We start from the raw sequence: 15,588 nt of genomic DNA, 5'->3' as shown, positions 1-15,588 counted from the left end.
ATGGTAACGTTGAGGTTTTCGCAAGGAGGCATCATGAACGAGCCAATGATCCACGCGCACCGCGCGCCGGACCTGCCGGTGCCGGTGGACGAGCCGCACCCCGATCCGCAGCCTGCCCATCCCCACCACCAGCAGCCGGTGCCGGACGACGAGCCCATTCCCGACCATAAGCCCGAACTGGGCTTCGCTCAGTCGAAGGCCCAGGTATAGAGCACGTCCAGCGCGTTGTTGGTGCCGGTCTGGAATTGCAGCGTGATGCGCGGCGTGAGCTTGTAGCGCAGCTTGACCAGGCTGGTGGCCGTGCCCGCGCCCTGTTCAAAGCTCAGGTAGGCGCGCGAGGACAGCTTCTTGCCGACCGTGACCACGGTGCTCTCCAGGCCTTTCGCCTGCGATACACCCAGTTCATCGAGGCCAACCTTGTTGGCCAGGCTGCCGCCGCCCTTGCCGCCGAACAGGGCGCCGGCCGCGGTGCCCAGCAGGCCCATTTCGTTCCCCTGCATATCCTCCAGGCCGTGGCCCAGCACCAGCCATGACAGCTTCTCGCTGTCCGGCACGGTGGGCGTGGACACCAGCTTGGCCACCGGCGCCAGCGCGGTGCCGCGCACTTCCACGCCCGCTTCCACATTCGTCACGCTCAGCTGCTCGCCTTCCGGACGTTTGCGCAGCGCCAGGATATTCAGGCCGGGATTGTCGTAAGCGCCCGTGAAATTGAGCACACCGCGTTCGATGGCCAGCTTCTGGCCGTAGGCCGCATAAGTGCCGCTGACGACGCGGATGCTGCCGTTGACTCGCGGCGCCCGGCGGTCGGCGATGCGCACGCGCACCGCGCCCGCAAGTTCCGCGTCCAGTCCTTTTCCCTTGAGGCGGAAATCGTTGCCCAGGTCCGCTTCCAGGTCGATATTGAGGGGCATGGATTCGGCTGCGGATTTCACCGTGGGTTTCGTTTTGCCGAGAATGACCACGTCATCGCTGATGGTCGGCGTGTTCTCGCTCGGCAGTTCGATGGATGCGCGGTCGGCGCGGAATTTGCCGTCGAGCTGGAAGTGCTTCGCATCGCGCACCAGCGTGCTCTCGCCGCTCAGCACCAGGATGCGGTCCGGGCGGGCCAGCACTTCCAGTTTGCTCGCCGTGAGCTTGAGCTGCATGGTGGCTTCGGCGTTCGCAAGACGCAGCCAGCCATCGGCCTGCATATTGCCTTCCTCGCCGTCGAAGCGCAGGCGCTGCAGTTGCAGCTGGTCGCCGGCAATGCGGGCCTGCAGCTCGCCGTTTTTCAGCTTGATGCCTTGCTCCACCCAGTTGACGGCGAGGCGCTGGCCGCTGATGTCGCCGTTCAGCACCGGGTTGCCGATGGTGCCGCTGCCGCTCAGCGCTGCTTTCAGCGCGCCGTCCAGCTCAAGGCCCTGCATGCTGGCCAGCGGCGACAGCCATGCAATCGAGGGCATGTCGATATTGCCGCTGACGCTGAGCGGGCTGTCATCCGGAATGCGGCCGTTACGCAGCTGTGCCGTGGCATCGAGGCGGGCTTGCCCGGAACGGGCGCCGTTCAGGGCGGTCTGCACGCGCAGGATGTCGCCGCTGACGTTCACGCGTGCCTCCAGCTGGCTCAGGCCGAGCGGAATGGGGCGGTCGCCGCCGGTGACGGTGATGTCGCCTTTTTCACGGAAGACGCTGAGCGAGCCGTCCAGCGCCGGCGCAGCGCCGGTGCTGGCGGGCGCTGTCAGGCCGATGGCCCAGTTGGCGCCGAGCGTGAGGTCGCTCACGACATTGTCGCGCCATGCATCGGAGAGCTGGGCCAGGTAGCTGGCGTTCACGCCCGCTGCCGCGCCCTTGCTGCGCCAGTGGACGCCGTCTTTTTCCAGGCTGTCGATGCGCAGGGCGCCGCCGTCGGAGAGCGTGATGGCGGCGCGGCTCAATGCAAGCTTTTCCGGCTGCGCCAGTCCGAGCACGCCCTTGCCGGATGGGCCGGTGATGCTGAGCGGGGCAGGCGCTTGCAGCGCGAGCGCGAAGCGGCCCTTGTTCTGCAGGGATTCAATGGCGCCGGTCCAGGTGTCGCCGTTCATGGCGCCGCGCACGCGCAGGCTGGCGTCGAAGCGGTCGCCGCTTGCCGTCAGCTGCAGCTGGTGGGCGGCGCGGGTGCCGCTGGTTTGCAGGTGCGCCTTGCCGATCGTGATGGCGGGAGAACTGTAGCCGGTAAGGTCGATGTCGCTGATCACCGCATCGGCCGCGCCCTGGCCTGCGCCCAGCGTGGCGCTGGCCTTGATGGCCTTGATCTGGTGCTGCTCCAGCAGGCGCAGGCTGTTGCCGTCCATGCTGAAGGCGATGGACGGTTTGCCGGCGGTGCCGCTCAGCGAGCCCGTGCCGCGCAGCACGCCGCCGAAGCCGGGGCCGAGGTTGCCCAGCTGGGGCGCATCCAGTTTCCAGTCGAGGCGGTCGCCCGTGCTGCCGAAGCCGCCCTGCGCCTGCAGGGTGTTCTGGCCTAGCTGCAGGTGGATGTCCGAGCTTTCCACGTGCTGGCTGGTGGCGCTGACCTTGGCATGGCCTGCCAGCGGGGCGCCGGACAGCGTGGACGGCAGCAGTTTCAGATTGAGCTTGCCGCGCCAGTCCTGTGCGATGCGCCCGCTGCCGCTGAATTCCGCGCTGATGCTGCCGGCCGGCGCGGAGCCGAAAGCGGCGGGATTGAAGCGGCTTGCGCTGCCGCTTGCGGTGATCTCGATATCCCGCTTCGGTCCGGCCAGTCCAATGTCACCGCGCACGGAGAGTACGCTGTCTTCGCCCCTGGCCCTTGCACCCGCCATCGCGAGCCCGCGCGCCGTCGCCTCAAAGCTGCTGCGCGGCGCCGCATAGCCGCCCGTTGCTACGCCGCTTGCACTCAGTGCCCCGCGCAGGCCGGTTGCTGCATTCGCCCCGGACGTGCTGCGCACTCCCGCCGCCGCGCTTGCACCGCGCTTTGCGGGAAGGCGGTCCGGCACGGCAGCGGCAGTGGATCTTGCTTCCCGCATTCCGCCACGCTTTGCGGTTCCGGGCGCCATGGGCGCGGCATCGGCCGGCGTGATGGCGCTGCGTGAAGGCGTGGGGCCGGCGGAGGCAGGCGCGATGCCGAGTGCCGCGAGCTGCCTGGCGTCGATGCGCCAGGTTAGCTTGTCGGCCGGCAGGCCGAAGGCGCCGCGTGCCTCGGCTGTGTTGCCGCCTAAGGTGAGGTCCACGTCGATGCCGCTCAGGTGGCGTGCGTCCGCCTGCAGTTTGCCCTTGCCGGACAGGGCCTGGTTCATGAACCGGCTGGCTTGAATCGCGAAACTGGCGCTAGCCTGCCACTCAGGCGCGAGCCTGCCGCTGGCGTTCAGGCTTGCATTCAGGTCCGCCGCCGGATAGCTGCCAAGAACCGATGGATCGAAGTGCGCAATGCTGGCCGAGGCCTTGAACGGCTTGTCGCCAACGAGGCCGGCTTCCCCCTTCAAGGCAATGCTGCCCTTGCCGGCCGCGATGCGCGCTTCGCTCACGCGCAGCACGGAATCTTCCAGCGTTGCCTGCGCATCGAGGCGCAGGCCCTTGTCCGCCAGCCGCGCGTTCAGGCGCTGCACCTTGCCCTGGCTGCTCGCCGCTATCGTTCCGGCAATCGCCGTGGGATTCGCGCTGCTGTGCAGTCCGTGCAGGTCGATGCGGCTGGTCTGCAGGCGGAAATCGGCCGTCTCGATGCCGCCGTCCGGCGCTGAACGGTGGATGCTGCCGCTGCCGGAGAGCTTGCCCGCCGCGCCGAGATCGATCAGCACGTCGTCAATGGTGGCTACCTTCAGGGTGCCGCCAAGACGGCCCGTGATGGAGCGCAGGGGCAGGCGCTGCTGGTCGAGCGGGCCGCTGTCGCCGGTATTTGCCAGCGACAGCGAACCGCTGACGCGCTGGCCTTCGCCGATATTCGCTTTTGCCGCCAGTTCCAGGCTGGCTTTCGGCCACGCCGCATTGAAGCGCGATGGATCGACGCCATGCGCCCGCAGGTCCAGCGTGCGCAGGACAATCGGGTCGAAGGGTGCGAGCGTCAGCACGCCGTCGCCGGTTGCATTCGATGAACTGCCTTTGATGGCCAGCGTCAGCAGCTTGAAATCGCCGGTGGCCGCCGCTGCCAGCTGTGCGGTGGGACGGCCCGGCGCGGCCACGGACTGCGACAGGCTGCCCTTCGCCTCAACAGGGAAGGGCAGGCGTGCGCCAACCGTGCCTTCCGCCGTCACGCGGCCGAAACGCGTGATGGCGCTGGCATCCTTCAGCTGCCATTGTTTGCTGTCGCCGTACAGCTTGAGCGCCACATTGTCGATGGCGGTGCGCGCACCGAGTTCGTCGATCATGACAAACTTTGCCAGCTTCGCATCGCCGATGCTGAGGCGGAAGGGCGGCGCCAGCGACAGCGGCATGGTGGGCGGTTTGGAAGGCTGCAGGCTTTGCATGACGGTGCTCGCCACATGCAGCTCGCTGATCGCCACGCCCTCGGAGAAGTACTGCAGCGGCGACCAGTTGATGTCGATGTTGTCCGCCGTGATCACGCTTTCGGGACTGCGGTAGACCACACGGCCCAGATGCATGCGTCCATACAGTGAACCGGTCACGCCGGTGATGGTGATCTGCCCGCCGCTGGCGCGCGCCACACGTTCGGCAATCTGCTGCAGCGTGGCTTCGCGGCCCAGGTACCACACGGCGCCGCCCAGCAGCACTACCGTGATGCCGGCGCCAATTGCGAGGCGCTTTGGCCAGCGGCGCGGGCGTGGAACCGGCGTGTCGTTCTGTTCGTCCATCAGAAAGTGAACCCCAGTGAGAAGTGCAGACGCGCTTTCTTGACCGCGTGGCCGTAGGCGATATCGACATTGATCGGGCCCACCGGGCTCTTGTAGCGCGCACCGATGCCGTAACCGGATTTGGGATGAATGCTCTTCAGCGAGTCCGCCGCGTTGCCCGCGTCGTAGAACACGGCCGCGCCCCATTCAGGTTTGAACCAGTACTGGTATTCGGCGCTGGCCGTCATCAGGTAGCGTCCACCTACCGTCGCATCGCCCTCGCGCACGCCAAGTTCCTGGTAGCCGTAGCCGCGCACGGAATTGTCGCCGCCGGCGCGGAACAGGTAGGTCGCAGGCACGCCATCCTTCTTGGCGGAACCCAGCACGCCCAGCTCCGCGCGCAGGATGACGGTCGATGTGGGGTTGAGCGGGCGGTAGGTGATGCCGCGCGCCGTCGCGCGGATGAATTTTTCGTCCGTCAATACTGGCAGCAGCGCGCCGCCGACCGAGGCATTCAGCACATAGCCCTTGGTGGGGAAGATTAGGTTGTCCAGCTTGCGCCAGGTGACGGCGTAAGTGAGCGGCAGGCTTTGCGCGTGGCTGGACTCGGCGCCTGCCACCGTTTTGCTTTCGGTGAGGTACTCGACCGAGATCGAACGTTCCAGCAGCGGCGACCCCCAGGCGCGCTTGGCATTCACCGATGCCGTGCGCGTGACCTCGCCCTGGATATCGTTGCGTTCCAGCGCCGCGCCGAAGCTGTCGTTATAGCCGTCGGCGGTGGTCGGGAAATAGAAGTCGCCGCGTGCCGTCTGGCGCTTCTGTTCCACCGTCAGCGCGCTCTTCAGGCGCAGGCCGTAGACATTCAGGTCGTCGTAGTTGACCTGCGTGCGGCCGCCGGTATTGGTGCTGATACCCACGCCCACGCTGGCATTGCGGCGCTTGTTCTCGATCACGCGCACCAGCAGCGGCAAAGGCTCAAGGGCGGCGGGTGGCGGCGCGCCCTCGCGTTTCTCATCGGCGGCCTCCATCTGCTCGGCGATGATGGCGTTCAGGTCCGCGCTCACCTCCACGCTGGCGAAATAGCCGGTGTCCTGCAGGCGCGACTGATAGGACTGCAGCGCCGCTTCGCTGTAGTAGTCGCCCGGCTTGATCTGGTTGAGATTGCGGATCACGGATTCCGGATAGCGCTTCAGGCCTTCGATGCGCAGCGCGCCGAAGCGCATTTCCGGACCGCTTTCCAGCACCACGCGCAGCAGGGCGCGGCGCGTATCGGGGTCAACCGTGGCCAGGCTCTCCGTCAGCTGGGCGCGCGGGTAGCGCGTCTGCACCACGGCGCGCAGGATGGCGCGCTTGGCGCGTTCCCAGTCGTCCTGCCGGAACACTTCGCCTTCGGGCAGCGTCCAGCCCGCGCGCAGCGCGTCCTTGTCGAACGGCGATTCGGACGTGGAGGTGAAGCCGTTCAGCACGATCTCGACCGCACCCACCAGCGTCGGCTGGCCGGGATCGGCGTCCACGATCACGGTCGGCGTCGCGCCTTCCTCCAGGCGAACGCTGACCACCGGCGAGTAGTAGCCGGCCGTGGCGAGCAGCGTTTTAGCCTGTTCGGGCGCGGTGCGCACCATGCGCTGCAGCTGCTCCCGGTTCATGCGCGGATTGCCGCGGAAGCGTTCCAGGTCGAGGTTCTGCGCGAGCAGCTCATCGAGCCTGCCCGGCGCATTCACCTGCACCCGGTACTGCAGTCCTTGCGCCAGCACGGCCAGCGGCAGCAGGAGCGTGGCGGCGGCAAACGCCAGGCGTCGCATTACTTTTGTGACGACTTGTGCCAAAATTCGTAGTCCTGCCATGTGATGAGTGGTATTTTCGGCATGTTACCGGAAAGGCTGACCTCATGGCGTACCACTAAGCTTTGCAGAATTGCCACGAAAGACCCGCCATGATGAAAACCGATGCCGCCCTCGTCCTGTTCAGCGGAGGGCAGGATTCCACCACCTGCCTGGCCTGGGCGCTGGAGCGCTATGCGCGGGTGGAAACCATCGGCTTCGACTACGGCCAGCGCCATGCCATCGAGCTCACCGTGCGGCCCGCGCTGCTGGCCAAGATGCGCGCCCAGTCGCCGCAATGGGCCGAACGCCTCGGCGAAGACCATATGGTGGACCTGGGCCTGATTTCCCGGCTGTCGCAAACGGCGATGACGGAAGATATCGAAATTACCATGCAGGCCAACGGCCTGCCGAATACCTTCGTCCCCGGCCGCAACCTGCTGTTCATGACGGTGGCCGCCACGCTGGCTTACCGCCGCGGCCTGAACGTGCTGGTGGGCGGCATGTGCGAAACCGATTTTTCCGGTTATCCGGACTGCCGCGACGACACGATGAAAGCCCTGCAGGTGGCGCTGAACCTCGGCATGGACACGCGCAACAAGCTGGAAACCCCGCTGATGTGGCTGGACAAGGCCCAGACCTGGCAGCTGGCCGAAAGCCTCGGCGGCCAGGCGCTGGTGGACCTGATCCGCTCCGACACCCACACCTGCTACAAGGGCGAGCGCGGCGCGCTGCATGACTGGGGCTATGGCTGCGGCGCCTGTCCGGCCTGCGAACTGCGGGCGCGCGGCTACCGCCAGTATGCGGCCCATAGAGCCGGATAGTCGTTGCCCCCGCCGTCCGGCTCACGTACCATGGCTTCACTGCTGGCTTACCTGATCCGCGATGGAATTGCGTCCTAACCGGCCCTCGCGCCGCCGCCCCCTGCAACGCCTGCTCAGCCCTGCCTGGCTGTCCGGCCTGGTGCTGGCCGTCGGCCTGGGCGCCACCGGCGCCGCATGGCACAGCGCGCGCAGCGATGCGCAGCGCGACACCCAGGCCGAATTCGATTTCCGCGTGCGCGAGCTGGTCAACAACATCGCGCTACGCATGCAGACTTACCAGCAGGTGCTGTACGGCGTGCAGGGCCTGTTCGCCAGCTCCGACTATGTGGACCGCACCGAATTCCGCACCTATCTCGCCGGCCAGGAACTGAACACGCATTTCCCCGGCATCCAGGGCGTAGGCTTCATGCGCCTGGTGCCGCAGGACAGGCTCGCGCAGCACATTGCCGCGCTGCGGCGCGAAGGCTTTCCGGATTATCAGGTCTATCCGGCCGGGGAGCGCAGCACCTATGCGCCCGTGGTTTACCTCGAACCCTTCAGCGGCACCAACCTGAAAGCCTTCGGCTTCGATCCCTGGCACGATCCCGTGCGGCGTACCGCGCTGGTGCAGGCGCGCGATTCCGGCCTGCCCGCCATGACCGGCAAGATCCGGCTGGTGCAGGAAACCGATGCCGAGGGCCAGGCCGGCTTCCTGATCGCCCTGCCGGTCTACCGCAACGGCGAGCCGCGCGGCACGCTGGCGCAGCGCCGCGCCGCCATCATGGGCTGGGTCTATGCGCCGTTCCGGATCGGCGATGTGATGGCCGGTGTCGGCAGCGACCAGATGGGCGCGCTGGAGATCGAGCTGTTCGATGGCGACGGCCTCGATACCGCGCGCCGCATGTACGACAGCCGCCGCGGCGTCCTGCCGGAGAATGCCTCGCGCACCGTGCAGAAGCTGCGCATCGCCGGCCACCAGTGGACGCTGCAGATCGCCGCGCCGCCGCCCCAGCGCTCGCTGTTCGGCGACAAGCCGCGCCTCGTTGCCGTGATCGGCATCGTGCTGAGCATCCTGCTCACCTTCCTGGCCTGGGTGCTGGCCGAAGGCCGCCGCCGCGCCCGCGCGGCACTGCAAAGCAGCCGTGCGATGGCCGAGGAACTGAAGGAAGGCCAGCGAAGCCTGCTGGTGATGGCGGAGAGCGCCCAGAACAGCCAGGCCGTATTGCGCAGCATTCTCGACTCCACCATCGACGGCATCCTGGTCGACAACCTGCGCGGCAGCGTGCTCAATTCGAACCGCCGCTTCCGCCAGATCTGGGACGTGCCGGAGCAGCTGGACTGGCAGGCCGACGGCAGCATCCTGATGACGCACCTGGCGGGCCAGCTGCAGGACGCCAAGCCCTTCCGCGATGCAGCTGCGCATCCCTTTGCCGATGGCGGCGAGCACACGGCCGAACTGCACCTGAAGGACGGCCGCGTGATCGAACTGCGCCAGCGCATGCTGCGGCTGGCGAACGAGCCGGCCCGGCTCTGGTCCTTCCGCGACGTGACCGAGTCCACACTGGCGGCGCAGAGCGAACAGACGCGCAGCCGCGTGCTGGAACTGCTGGCCGGCGGCGCGCCCCTGCCCGCGATCCTGGAAAGCGTGGTGCTGGGGGTGGAAGCGGGCAATCCGGGCGCGCTGTGCAGCATCATCCTGCTGGATGAAGAGGAGAAGCACCTGGTGGTGGGCGCGGCGCCCAGCCTGCCGGATTTCTTCAACAAGGGCATCAACGGCACGCCCTTGCAGCAGGGCGTGGGTTCCTGCGTGCATGCCATCATGACCAACCGCCGCGTGATCGTCGACGATATCCGGCGCGACCCGCTCTGGTCGGCGCACCGCGAACTGGCGCTGCGCGCGGGGCTGGTGGCCTGCTGGTCCGATCCTATCCATTCCTCCAGCGGCAAGGTGATGGGCGCCTTCGCCATCTACTACCGCGAAACGCATCGGCGCAGCGTGGCCAATATCGCGCTGGCGGAGCAGGCGGCCAACCTCGCGGGCATCGCCATCGAGCAGGCGCAGGCCGCCGAGGCGCTGCGTTCCGGCGAAGCGCGCTTCCGCAGCCTGTATGACAATGCGCCCGTCGCGCTGTGGCAGCAGGACTGGTCCGCCGTGCGGGCCGCGCTGCATGACATCGCGGCATCCGGCATCGATGACCTGCAAGCCTGGCTGCAGGCCAATCCCAGCCAGCTCAAACGCCTGGCGGCACTGGTGCGCATTACGGACGTGAATGCGGCCGCGCTGACCCAGGTCGGCGGCGCGGCGCAGGGCAAGGATCTGGCGGTACTGACCATCGCCCAGAATTTCGCCGACAGCGCCATGCCCTGTTTCGGCTCCGCGCTGGTGGCGCTGGCGCGCGGGGCGCAGCTGTTTGCCTGCGAGAGCAGCTTCCAGCGCCTGGACGGGGTGCTGCGCCAGAATGAACTGACGCTGCTGGTCATGCCGGGCCATGCCCACACCCTGGATTTCGTGATCGTTTCCACCATCGACATCACGGAGCGCAAGCGGCTCAACGAGGAGCTGCAGATGCTGGCGACGACCGATTCGCTCACCGGCCTGCCGAACCGGCGCGAATTCATGCGCAGGCTGCAGGAGCAGCAGGGAAGGCTGCAGCGCGAACTGGACCAGCGCGCCGCCGTGCTGATGCTCGATATCGACCACTTCAAGAACGTCAACGACCAGCATGGCCACGCGGTCGGCGACGCCGTGCTGCGCCATCTCGCCACGCTGATGAAGGACAGCCAGCGCAAGGTGGACGTGCTGGGCCGCGTCGGCGGCGAGGAATTCGCGGCCCTGCTGCCGGGCGCGGACAACGAAGCGGCGCGCGTGTTCGCCGAGCGCCTGCGCCAGCGCATCGAATTGACGCCGCTGCAGCTGGATGGCCTGCGGCTGGCGGTCACGGTCAGTGTGGGGATTGCTGCGATGTCGGCATCCGACGAGAAGTTGGATGCGGTGCTGGTGCGGGCGGACAAGGCCTTGTACTGCGCGAAGCATGGCGGCCGGAACCGCGTGGAGCAGGCCGAAGCCTGCTCCTGATTTCCTTACACGGTTGCGGCAGGTTCCTTCACCAGCACATCGCGCTTGTTGCGCTTGCGGATGGCCCACCAGATGCCCAGCGGGATCAGCAGCGGCAGCAGGAAGGGCGCGATCGCGGCGGCCAGCACCAGGCCAAGCAGCACCAGGCCCACCACCATCAGGATGCCCAGGCCGGCAAACAGGAAGCCGACGAAGACCGCTGCGCAGGTGATGGCAATCGCCGCAATCACCAGGCCGCCACCGGCGAACAGCATGCCGAACAGCCACTCCAGGGGCCCGTCCATCTCCTCGCCATTCCAGTGCACGACCATATCGTGGCCGTCTATCGAATTGAATGCGGCGATAGCCAGAAGGGCAATCACAGTCACGGCAAGCAGCTTTTTCATGGTGTCCTCTTTTCTTCGTTCGTTAACCTGTGCGGTATGCTTGAACTGTACGCGCGGCGCCTGACACGGGCCACCGGATTGCGATAAACGGCGGATTTCGCGGGACAAAGGGCGAGTTCGCGCCGATAAGCGGTGGGACGCGAAAATGTTCCGCGGAAAACTTGAATTTCGGACACTCCTGCCTATACTGAAACTCTGTCTTCGCACATGGAGCACATGATGGCAAGGCTGGAAACCATCGAGGGTCAACCGCTACCCTCCACAAGCAGCGACGAGCGCCAGCGCAGCGCGCCGATCCGCATTCGCGTGGCGAAAGGGCCGCCTTCGGCCCCGCCCACCATTCCCCCGATTATCATCAATCCCTACCGCTACCAGATGCCGCAGGCCGCCATCGATCCGCTGGTGGAGCCGCCCGGGCTGCCGGTGCGTCCGCCTGCGCTGCCGCCGCTGGTCTGCGTGGCGCTCCCGGCCTTGCGCCGGCACGCACGCCGCCGCGGCAACTGAGCCATCGAGCTGCTATGATGCTGCCCTTACATCACGGGGCAGCGGGCAGCAATGAGCGAGGAATTCGAGCAGGGACCGATTCAGGAAGACCGTGTCTGGCAGGGCAGCGGCTGGACGGCGCGCGTCATCAAGAACGAGGACGACGACGGCTGGGCAGTCGCCATGATCATGGACGGCGAGCCGGAACCGGCGCTGGTCGGCCCCTGGACCATGGGCCGCGACAAGAAGAACCCCAAGCCGCTGGACGTGAACGCCTTCAACACGCTGGTGAAGACCGCCACCGAAGTGATACGCCGCCACGAACAGCAGCTGCACGCCCAGCTGCACAAATCCGTGAAAGTGGACGGCATCACCGTCAACCTCGACATCGTGCCGGACGAGGACGATCCCTATGCGACGCTGAGCGCCATCGACGCCTATGGCGAAGAACTGGGCCGCGTGCGCGTGGCGCCTGCCTTCAGACTGACGCCCGGCAGCGCTTCGGACTGGATCGAGAGCGGCTACCGCAAGCCCTCACGCTGACGAGTGCGGGCTCTCCGGCGGCCGCATGTTGCATTTTGAGCCTTGCTGCTGGCCTCGGATGGGTGGGCCTGATATATTGATCGGATGCATCTTTCACAGGATTTTTGATGGAAAGCCGTCTGCGCCGCCTGGAAGCCGTCCAGAGCATGCTGCTCGAAATCGGGCAGCTCTCCAGCACCTGCACCGATATCCGCCAGTTTTTGCAATCCGTGCACGCGGCGCTCGGCCGCATCATGTATGCGGCCAACTTCTATGTGGCGCTGAGCGTGGACGGCACACCGAATTCGGTGCGTTTCGTGTATTTCGTCGATGAGGTGGACGAACCGCCGGACCCGCGGGAAGTCGTGGCGCTGGCCTCGGCCGACCAGTCCCCGACCGCATGGGTGATCCTGAACCGCCAGACGCTGGTGATGACGGCCGCCGAGCACATCGCGCGCAACAGCAGCGGCGACGCCTTCGGCATCGGCACCGTGGCCGAACACTGGATGGGCTGCCCGCTGCTGGACCAGGACCACCAGCCGCTGGGCGCCATCGTGATCCAGAGCTACGACAAGCAGCACACCTTCAACGAGGAAGACCAGGCGCTGTTCGCGCTGATCGCCAACCATGTATCGAGCGCGCTGCAGGGCCTGCAGAGCATGGACCGCCTGGAACGGGCGGTGCGCGAGCGCACCTTGCGGCTGGAGCATGAGGTGGCCGAACGGCGCCGCGCGGAAAAGCTGCAGACCGCGCTGTACGAAATTGCCAGCCTGTCCGCCTCGGCTGCGGATACCAATGCGCTGCCGGAGCGCCTGCACCAGATCATCAGCAAGATGATCGTGGCGCCGAACTTCCTGATCGCGCTGTACCACCCGGATACGCAGGAAATCAGCATCCCTTATTTTGTCGATGAAAAGGACGGCGAAGCGCCGGTCAAGCGCTTCCAGTACGGCATCGGCATGAGCTCCTATGTGCTCAAACGCAAACAGCCGCAGCTGCTGGATGCCTGGAGCTACCGCCAGCTGGTGGAGGCGGGGGAAATCTCGGAGCCGCTGGGGAATGAAAGCATTGCCAGCTGGATGGGCGCGCCGATGCTGCTGGGCGACCAGGCCTACGGCGTGATCATTGTGCAGAGCTATGACGACAGCGTGTGGTACACCCAGTCCGAGCTCGATATCCTGGCCTTCATGGCCAGCCACGTGGCGGTGGCGCTGGCGCGGCTGTATGCCGACCGCGCGATCCGCAAGGCCAAGGCCTCGCTGGAGGAACAGAACGCGGCGCTGAACACGGCGCTCACCCAGCTGCAGGACGCGCAGTCGGAACTGGTGCGCCAGGAAAAGCTGGCCTCGCTGGGGCGGCTGGTGGCAGGCGTGGCGCACGAAATCAATACGCCGCTCGGCATCTGCGTCACGGCCACCTCGCACCTGGTGCAGGAACTGAAACTGACCAAGGAAGACCTGGCGGATGGCCGGCTGGACGAAGAGGGGCTGAACAGCTTCTTCGACGTCATCGACCAGTCGCTGCGCATCCTGACCACGAACACGCAGCGGGCGGCGGCGCTGGTGCGCAGCTTCAAGCAGGTGGCGGTGGACCAGTCTTCGGACAATATCCGCAGCTTCAACCTGGCGAAATACATCGACGAAGTGCTGCTGTCGCTGCAGCCCAAGCTGAAGGGCAAGCCGGTGAAGGTGGAGGTGGACTGCCCGATCGACATCAACCTCGAAAGCTTCCCCGGCGCGGTCTCGCAGATCATCACCAATATGGTGATGAACTCGCTGGTGCACGGCTTCGAGGAAGGCAAGCCGGGCCGCATCTCGATCCAGGGCCGGCTGGACGGCGACCACGTGGTGTTCGACTACAGCGACGACGGCGTGGGCATGGACAAGGAAACGCTGGGGCAGCTGTTCGACCCCTTCTTCACGACCAAGCGCGGCAGCGGCGGCAGCGGCCTGGGCGCGCACATCCTGTTCAACCTGGTGACGGGTGCGCTGGGCGGCACGGTAAAAGTCGAAAGCTCGCCGGGCAACGGCCTGCACTACCACCTCCGCTTCCCCCGCGACCAGCGCAAATAGTTGCTTAGAAATTGGGGACGGACCCGGATTTTAGAAATTAGGGTCTGTCCCCATTTTCCTGGAAATGTTTCAGTCGGGGAAGCGCTCGGTGATGGTGAGGGCTTTGTCCATGTTCTGGATCAGCAGCTCGACGTAGTGCGGGTCGAGGTGGTGGCCGGCGACTTCGCGCAGGTGCTCCACCACTTGCTCCACCGGCCAGGCGTCCTTGTAGCAGCGCTTGTGCATCAGGGCGTCGAATACGTCGGCCACCGCCACGATCCGTGCGTACAGGTGGATGTCTTCGCCGCGCAGCCCTTGCGGGTAGCCGGTGCCGTCGTATTTTTCGTGGTGCTGGTGGGCGATCACCGCCGCCGCCTTCAGGATCGGGCGCTGCGAGCCGTCCAGGATGGACAGGCCGACCGCCGGGTGCTGCTTCATGATCTCCCATTCGGCCGCGTCCAGCTTGCCCGGCTTCAGCAGCACCGAATCCGGCGTGGCGATCTTGCCGATGTCGTGCATCGGGGCCGCGTGCTTCAGCACGGCGCGCTCGTCGTCCGGCAGCCCGCCCGCCTGCGCCAGCAGGTTGCAGATCTCGGCCATGCGGCGCACGTGGTTGCCCGCTTCGTTGGAGCGCGATTCCACCACGTCGCCGAGACGCATGATCAGCTCGGCCTGGGTGTCAGTGATTTCCTGGTTCAGCAGGATATTGTCGAAGGCAATCGCCACCCCGCTGCAGAAGATCTCCAGCAGCTTGGCGTCGATGTCCGAAATTTCTTCCACGCCCTTCAGCACCAGTACCGAGGCCTTGCCGCTGCTGTTCGGGAAGTAGCCTACATAGGTGTCGCCTTCCAGCCGCGCGATCCGGTTGCTCTGGGTGGCGTCGAGGCGGGCCAGCACTTCCGGCGTCAGCAGCTGTTCCTCGCCGATCTGGGCCAGCACCTCATAGTCCTGCTCGCCCGTGATGGCCGTGGCCGCGCGCAGGCGCACCAGGATGCTGTTCTCCAGGCGCAGCAGGGCCACGACCTGCTGCAGCAGGCCATTGGCAAAGTCTTTCAGGTTGCGCTGCTGGAAGATATGGGCGGAGGCTTCGATCACCCGTTCCAGCCCCTCGCGCAAATTCATCTGCTGGCGGTGCGCTTCCTCCACCTTCATGATGTCGCGGTAGGCGCGCAGTGCAGCAAACGTTGTCGTAAACAACTTGGTGCGATCGAGCTCGGTTTTTTCCTTGTAGTCGTTGATGTCGTAGTCAACGATCACGCGTTCTTCCGGCGCCTGGCCCGGCTGGCCGGTGCGCAGCACGATGCGGGTGAACTGGTTGTCCAGGTCCTGGCGCATCCAGCGCGCCACTTCCAGGCCGCTGTCTTCCTTCTCCATCACCACATCCAGGAATACCAGCGCGATGTCCTTTTCCTGCGACAGCACCTGCTTGGCCTCGTCGCCGCTATAGGCATGCAGGAAGGTCAGCGCGCGTCCGTCCAGGCGGAAGCGGCTTAATGTCAACTTGGTAACGTCGTGGATATCGGGTTCGTCATCGACCAGCAGAATTTTCCAGGGCGGCAGCTTAGGCGATGCAGAAGACAGAAAGGACATAGGGGTGAGTTCCGGATAAAGACGCCAGGTTTTGCGCGACTTGTTAACGCGCACTGATCGATTGTATTCTTACCTCATCCCATTAACAACAGGCAATAAA

At 65.9% G+C, this 15,588-nt stretch carries 10 protein-coding genes; 6 read left to right on the top strand and 4 right to left on the bottom strand.

The window, feature by feature from the left end; all coding sequences use genetic code 11:
• Positions 1–33: 33 nt before the first annotated feature.
• A complete protein-coding gene (locus tag ACJRPG_RS22490) occupies positions 34–210 on the top strand; it encodes a hypothetical protein (RefSeq protein ID WP_408002341.1) in 177 nt (58 codons plus the stop codon).
• Here the strand turns inward: ACJRPG_RS22490 and ACJRPG_RS22485 are convergent.
• A complete protein-coding gene (locus tag ACJRPG_RS22485) occupies positions 189–4,778 on the bottom strand; it encodes a translocation/assembly module TamB domain-containing protein (protein WP_408002340.1) in 4,590 nt (1,529 codons plus the stop codon). The two genes, ACJRPG_RS22490 and ACJRPG_RS22485, sit on opposite strands and share 22 nt — an antisense overlap.
• Positions 4,778–6,559, bottom strand: a complete 1,782-nt coding sequence (locus ACJRPG_RS22480; RefSeq protein WP_408002339.1) for an autotransporter assembly complex protein TamA — start codon at positions 6,557–6,559, stop codon at positions 4,778–4,780. The genes ACJRPG_RS22485 and ACJRPG_RS22480 overlap by 1 nt, the downstream gene beginning before the upstream one ends.
• A 131-nt stretch (positions 6,560–6,690) precedes the next feature.
• Here ACJRPG_RS22480 and queC point away from each other — a divergent pair, with 131 nt between their 5' ends.
• Both queC and ACJRPG_RS22470 read left to right on the top strand, forming a co-directional pair.
• Positions 6,691–7,401 (top strand): 7-cyano-7-deazaguanine synthase QueC, encoded by a 711-nt coding sequence (gene queC / locus ACJRPG_RS22475; protein ID WP_408002338.1) that lies wholly within the window; start codon positions 6,691–6,693, stop codon positions 7,399–7,401.
• 61 nt (positions 7,402–7,462) lie between these two features.
• Entirely contained in the window at positions 7,463–10,456 is a 2,994-nt protein-coding gene (locus ACJRPG_RS22470; RefSeq protein WP_408002337.1) for a sensor domain-containing diguanylate cyclase, read from the top strand.
• Between the two features lie 5 nt (positions 10,457–10,461).
• On the opposite strand, the gene ACJRPG_RS22465 is transcribed toward ACJRPG_RS22470, so the two are convergent.
• Positions 10,462–10,842, bottom strand: a complete 381-nt coding sequence (locus tag ACJRPG_RS22465) for a hypothetical protein (RefSeq protein ID WP_408002336.1) — start codon at positions 10,840–10,842, stop codon at positions 10,462–10,464.
• A gap of 216 nt (positions 10,843–11,058) precedes the next feature.
• Here ACJRPG_RS22465 and ACJRPG_RS22460 point away from each other — a divergent pair, with 216 nt between their 5' ends.
• The 3 genes from ACJRPG_RS22460 to ACJRPG_RS22450 all read left to right on the top strand — a co-directional run bounded on the left by ACJRPG_RS22460 (position 11,059) and on the right by ACJRPG_RS22450 (position 13,919).
• A complete protein-coding gene (locus tag ACJRPG_RS22460; RefSeq protein ID WP_408002335.1) occupies positions 11,059–11,346 on the top strand; it encodes a hypothetical protein in 288 nt (95 codons plus the stop codon).
• Between the two features lie 51 nt (positions 11,347–11,397).
• The gene (locus tag ACJRPG_RS22455; RefSeq protein WP_408002334.1) at positions 11,398–11,868 is read left to right on the top strand and encodes a hypothetical protein; all 471 of its coding nucleotides are present in this window, start codon (positions 11,398–11,400) and stop codon (positions 11,866–11,868) included.
• A 107-nt stretch (positions 11,869–11,975) separates the two neighbouring features.
• Complete coding sequence (locus ACJRPG_RS22450) at positions 11,976–13,919, top strand: GAF domain-containing sensor histidine kinase (protein WP_408002333.1); 1,944 nt, start codon at positions 11,976–11,978, stop codon at positions 13,917–13,919.
• A gap of 69 nt (positions 13,920–13,988) precedes the next feature.
• Here ACJRPG_RS22450 and ACJRPG_RS22445 read toward each other — a convergent pair whose 3' ends face one another.
• Complete coding sequence (locus ACJRPG_RS22445; protein ID WP_408002332.1) at positions 13,989–15,488, bottom strand: HD domain-containing phosphohydrolase; 1,500 nt, start codon at positions 15,486–15,488, stop codon at positions 13,989–13,991.
• Between the last annotated feature and the right edge of the window lie 100 nt (positions 15,489–15,588).

The organism is Pseudoduganella rhizocola, from assembly GCF_045984285.3.
Lineage (GTDB): Bacteria > Pseudomonadota > Gammaproteobacteria > Burkholderiales > Burkholderiaceae_D > Rugamonas.
Note: the sequence above shows the minus strand (reverse complement) of the source record. Positions and strands in the feature narration are given on the sequence as shown.

What these genes read in the sequence shown, in the direction of transcription:
- ACJRPG_RS22490 (WP_408002341.1), top strand. Translation starts at nt 34, where the DNA reads ATGAACGAGCCAATGATCCACGCGCACCGCGCGCCGGACCTGCCGGTG.
- ACJRPG_RS22485 (WP_408002340.1), bottom strand. Translation starts at nt 4,778, where the DNA reads ATGGACGAACAGAACGACACGCCGGTTCCACGCCCGCGCCGCTGGCCA.
- ACJRPG_RS22480 (WP_408002339.1), bottom strand. Translation starts at nt 6,559, where the DNA reads ATGCGACGCCTGGCGTTTGCCGCCGCCACGCTCCTGCTGCCGCTGGCC.
- queC (WP_408002338.1), top strand. Translation starts at nt 6,691, where the DNA reads ATGATGAAAACCGATGCCGCCCTCGTCCTGTTCAGCGGAGGGCAGGAT.
- ACJRPG_RS22470 (WP_408002337.1), top strand. Translation starts at nt 7,463, where the DNA reads ATGGAATTGCGTCCTAACCGGCCCTCGCGCCGCCGCCCCCTGCAACGC.
- ACJRPG_RS22465 (WP_408002336.1), bottom strand. Translation starts at nt 10,842, where the DNA reads ATGAAAAAGCTGCTTGCCGTGACTGTGATTGCCCTTCTGGCTATCGCC.
- ACJRPG_RS22460 (WP_408002335.1), top strand. Translation starts at nt 11,059, where the DNA reads ATGATGGCAAGGCTGGAAACCATCGAGGGTCAACCGCTACCCTCCACA.
- ACJRPG_RS22455 (WP_408002334.1), top strand. Translation starts at nt 11,398, where the DNA reads ATGAGCGAGGAATTCGAGCAGGGACCGATTCAGGAAGACCGTGTCTGG.
- ACJRPG_RS22450 (WP_408002333.1), top strand. Translation starts at nt 11,976, where the DNA reads ATGGAAAGCCGTCTGCGCCGCCTGGAAGCCGTCCAGAGCATGCTGCTC.
- ACJRPG_RS22445 (WP_408002332.1), bottom strand. Translation starts at nt 15,488, where the DNA reads ATGTCCTTTCTGTCTTCTGCATCGCCTAAGCTGCCGCCCTGGAAAATT.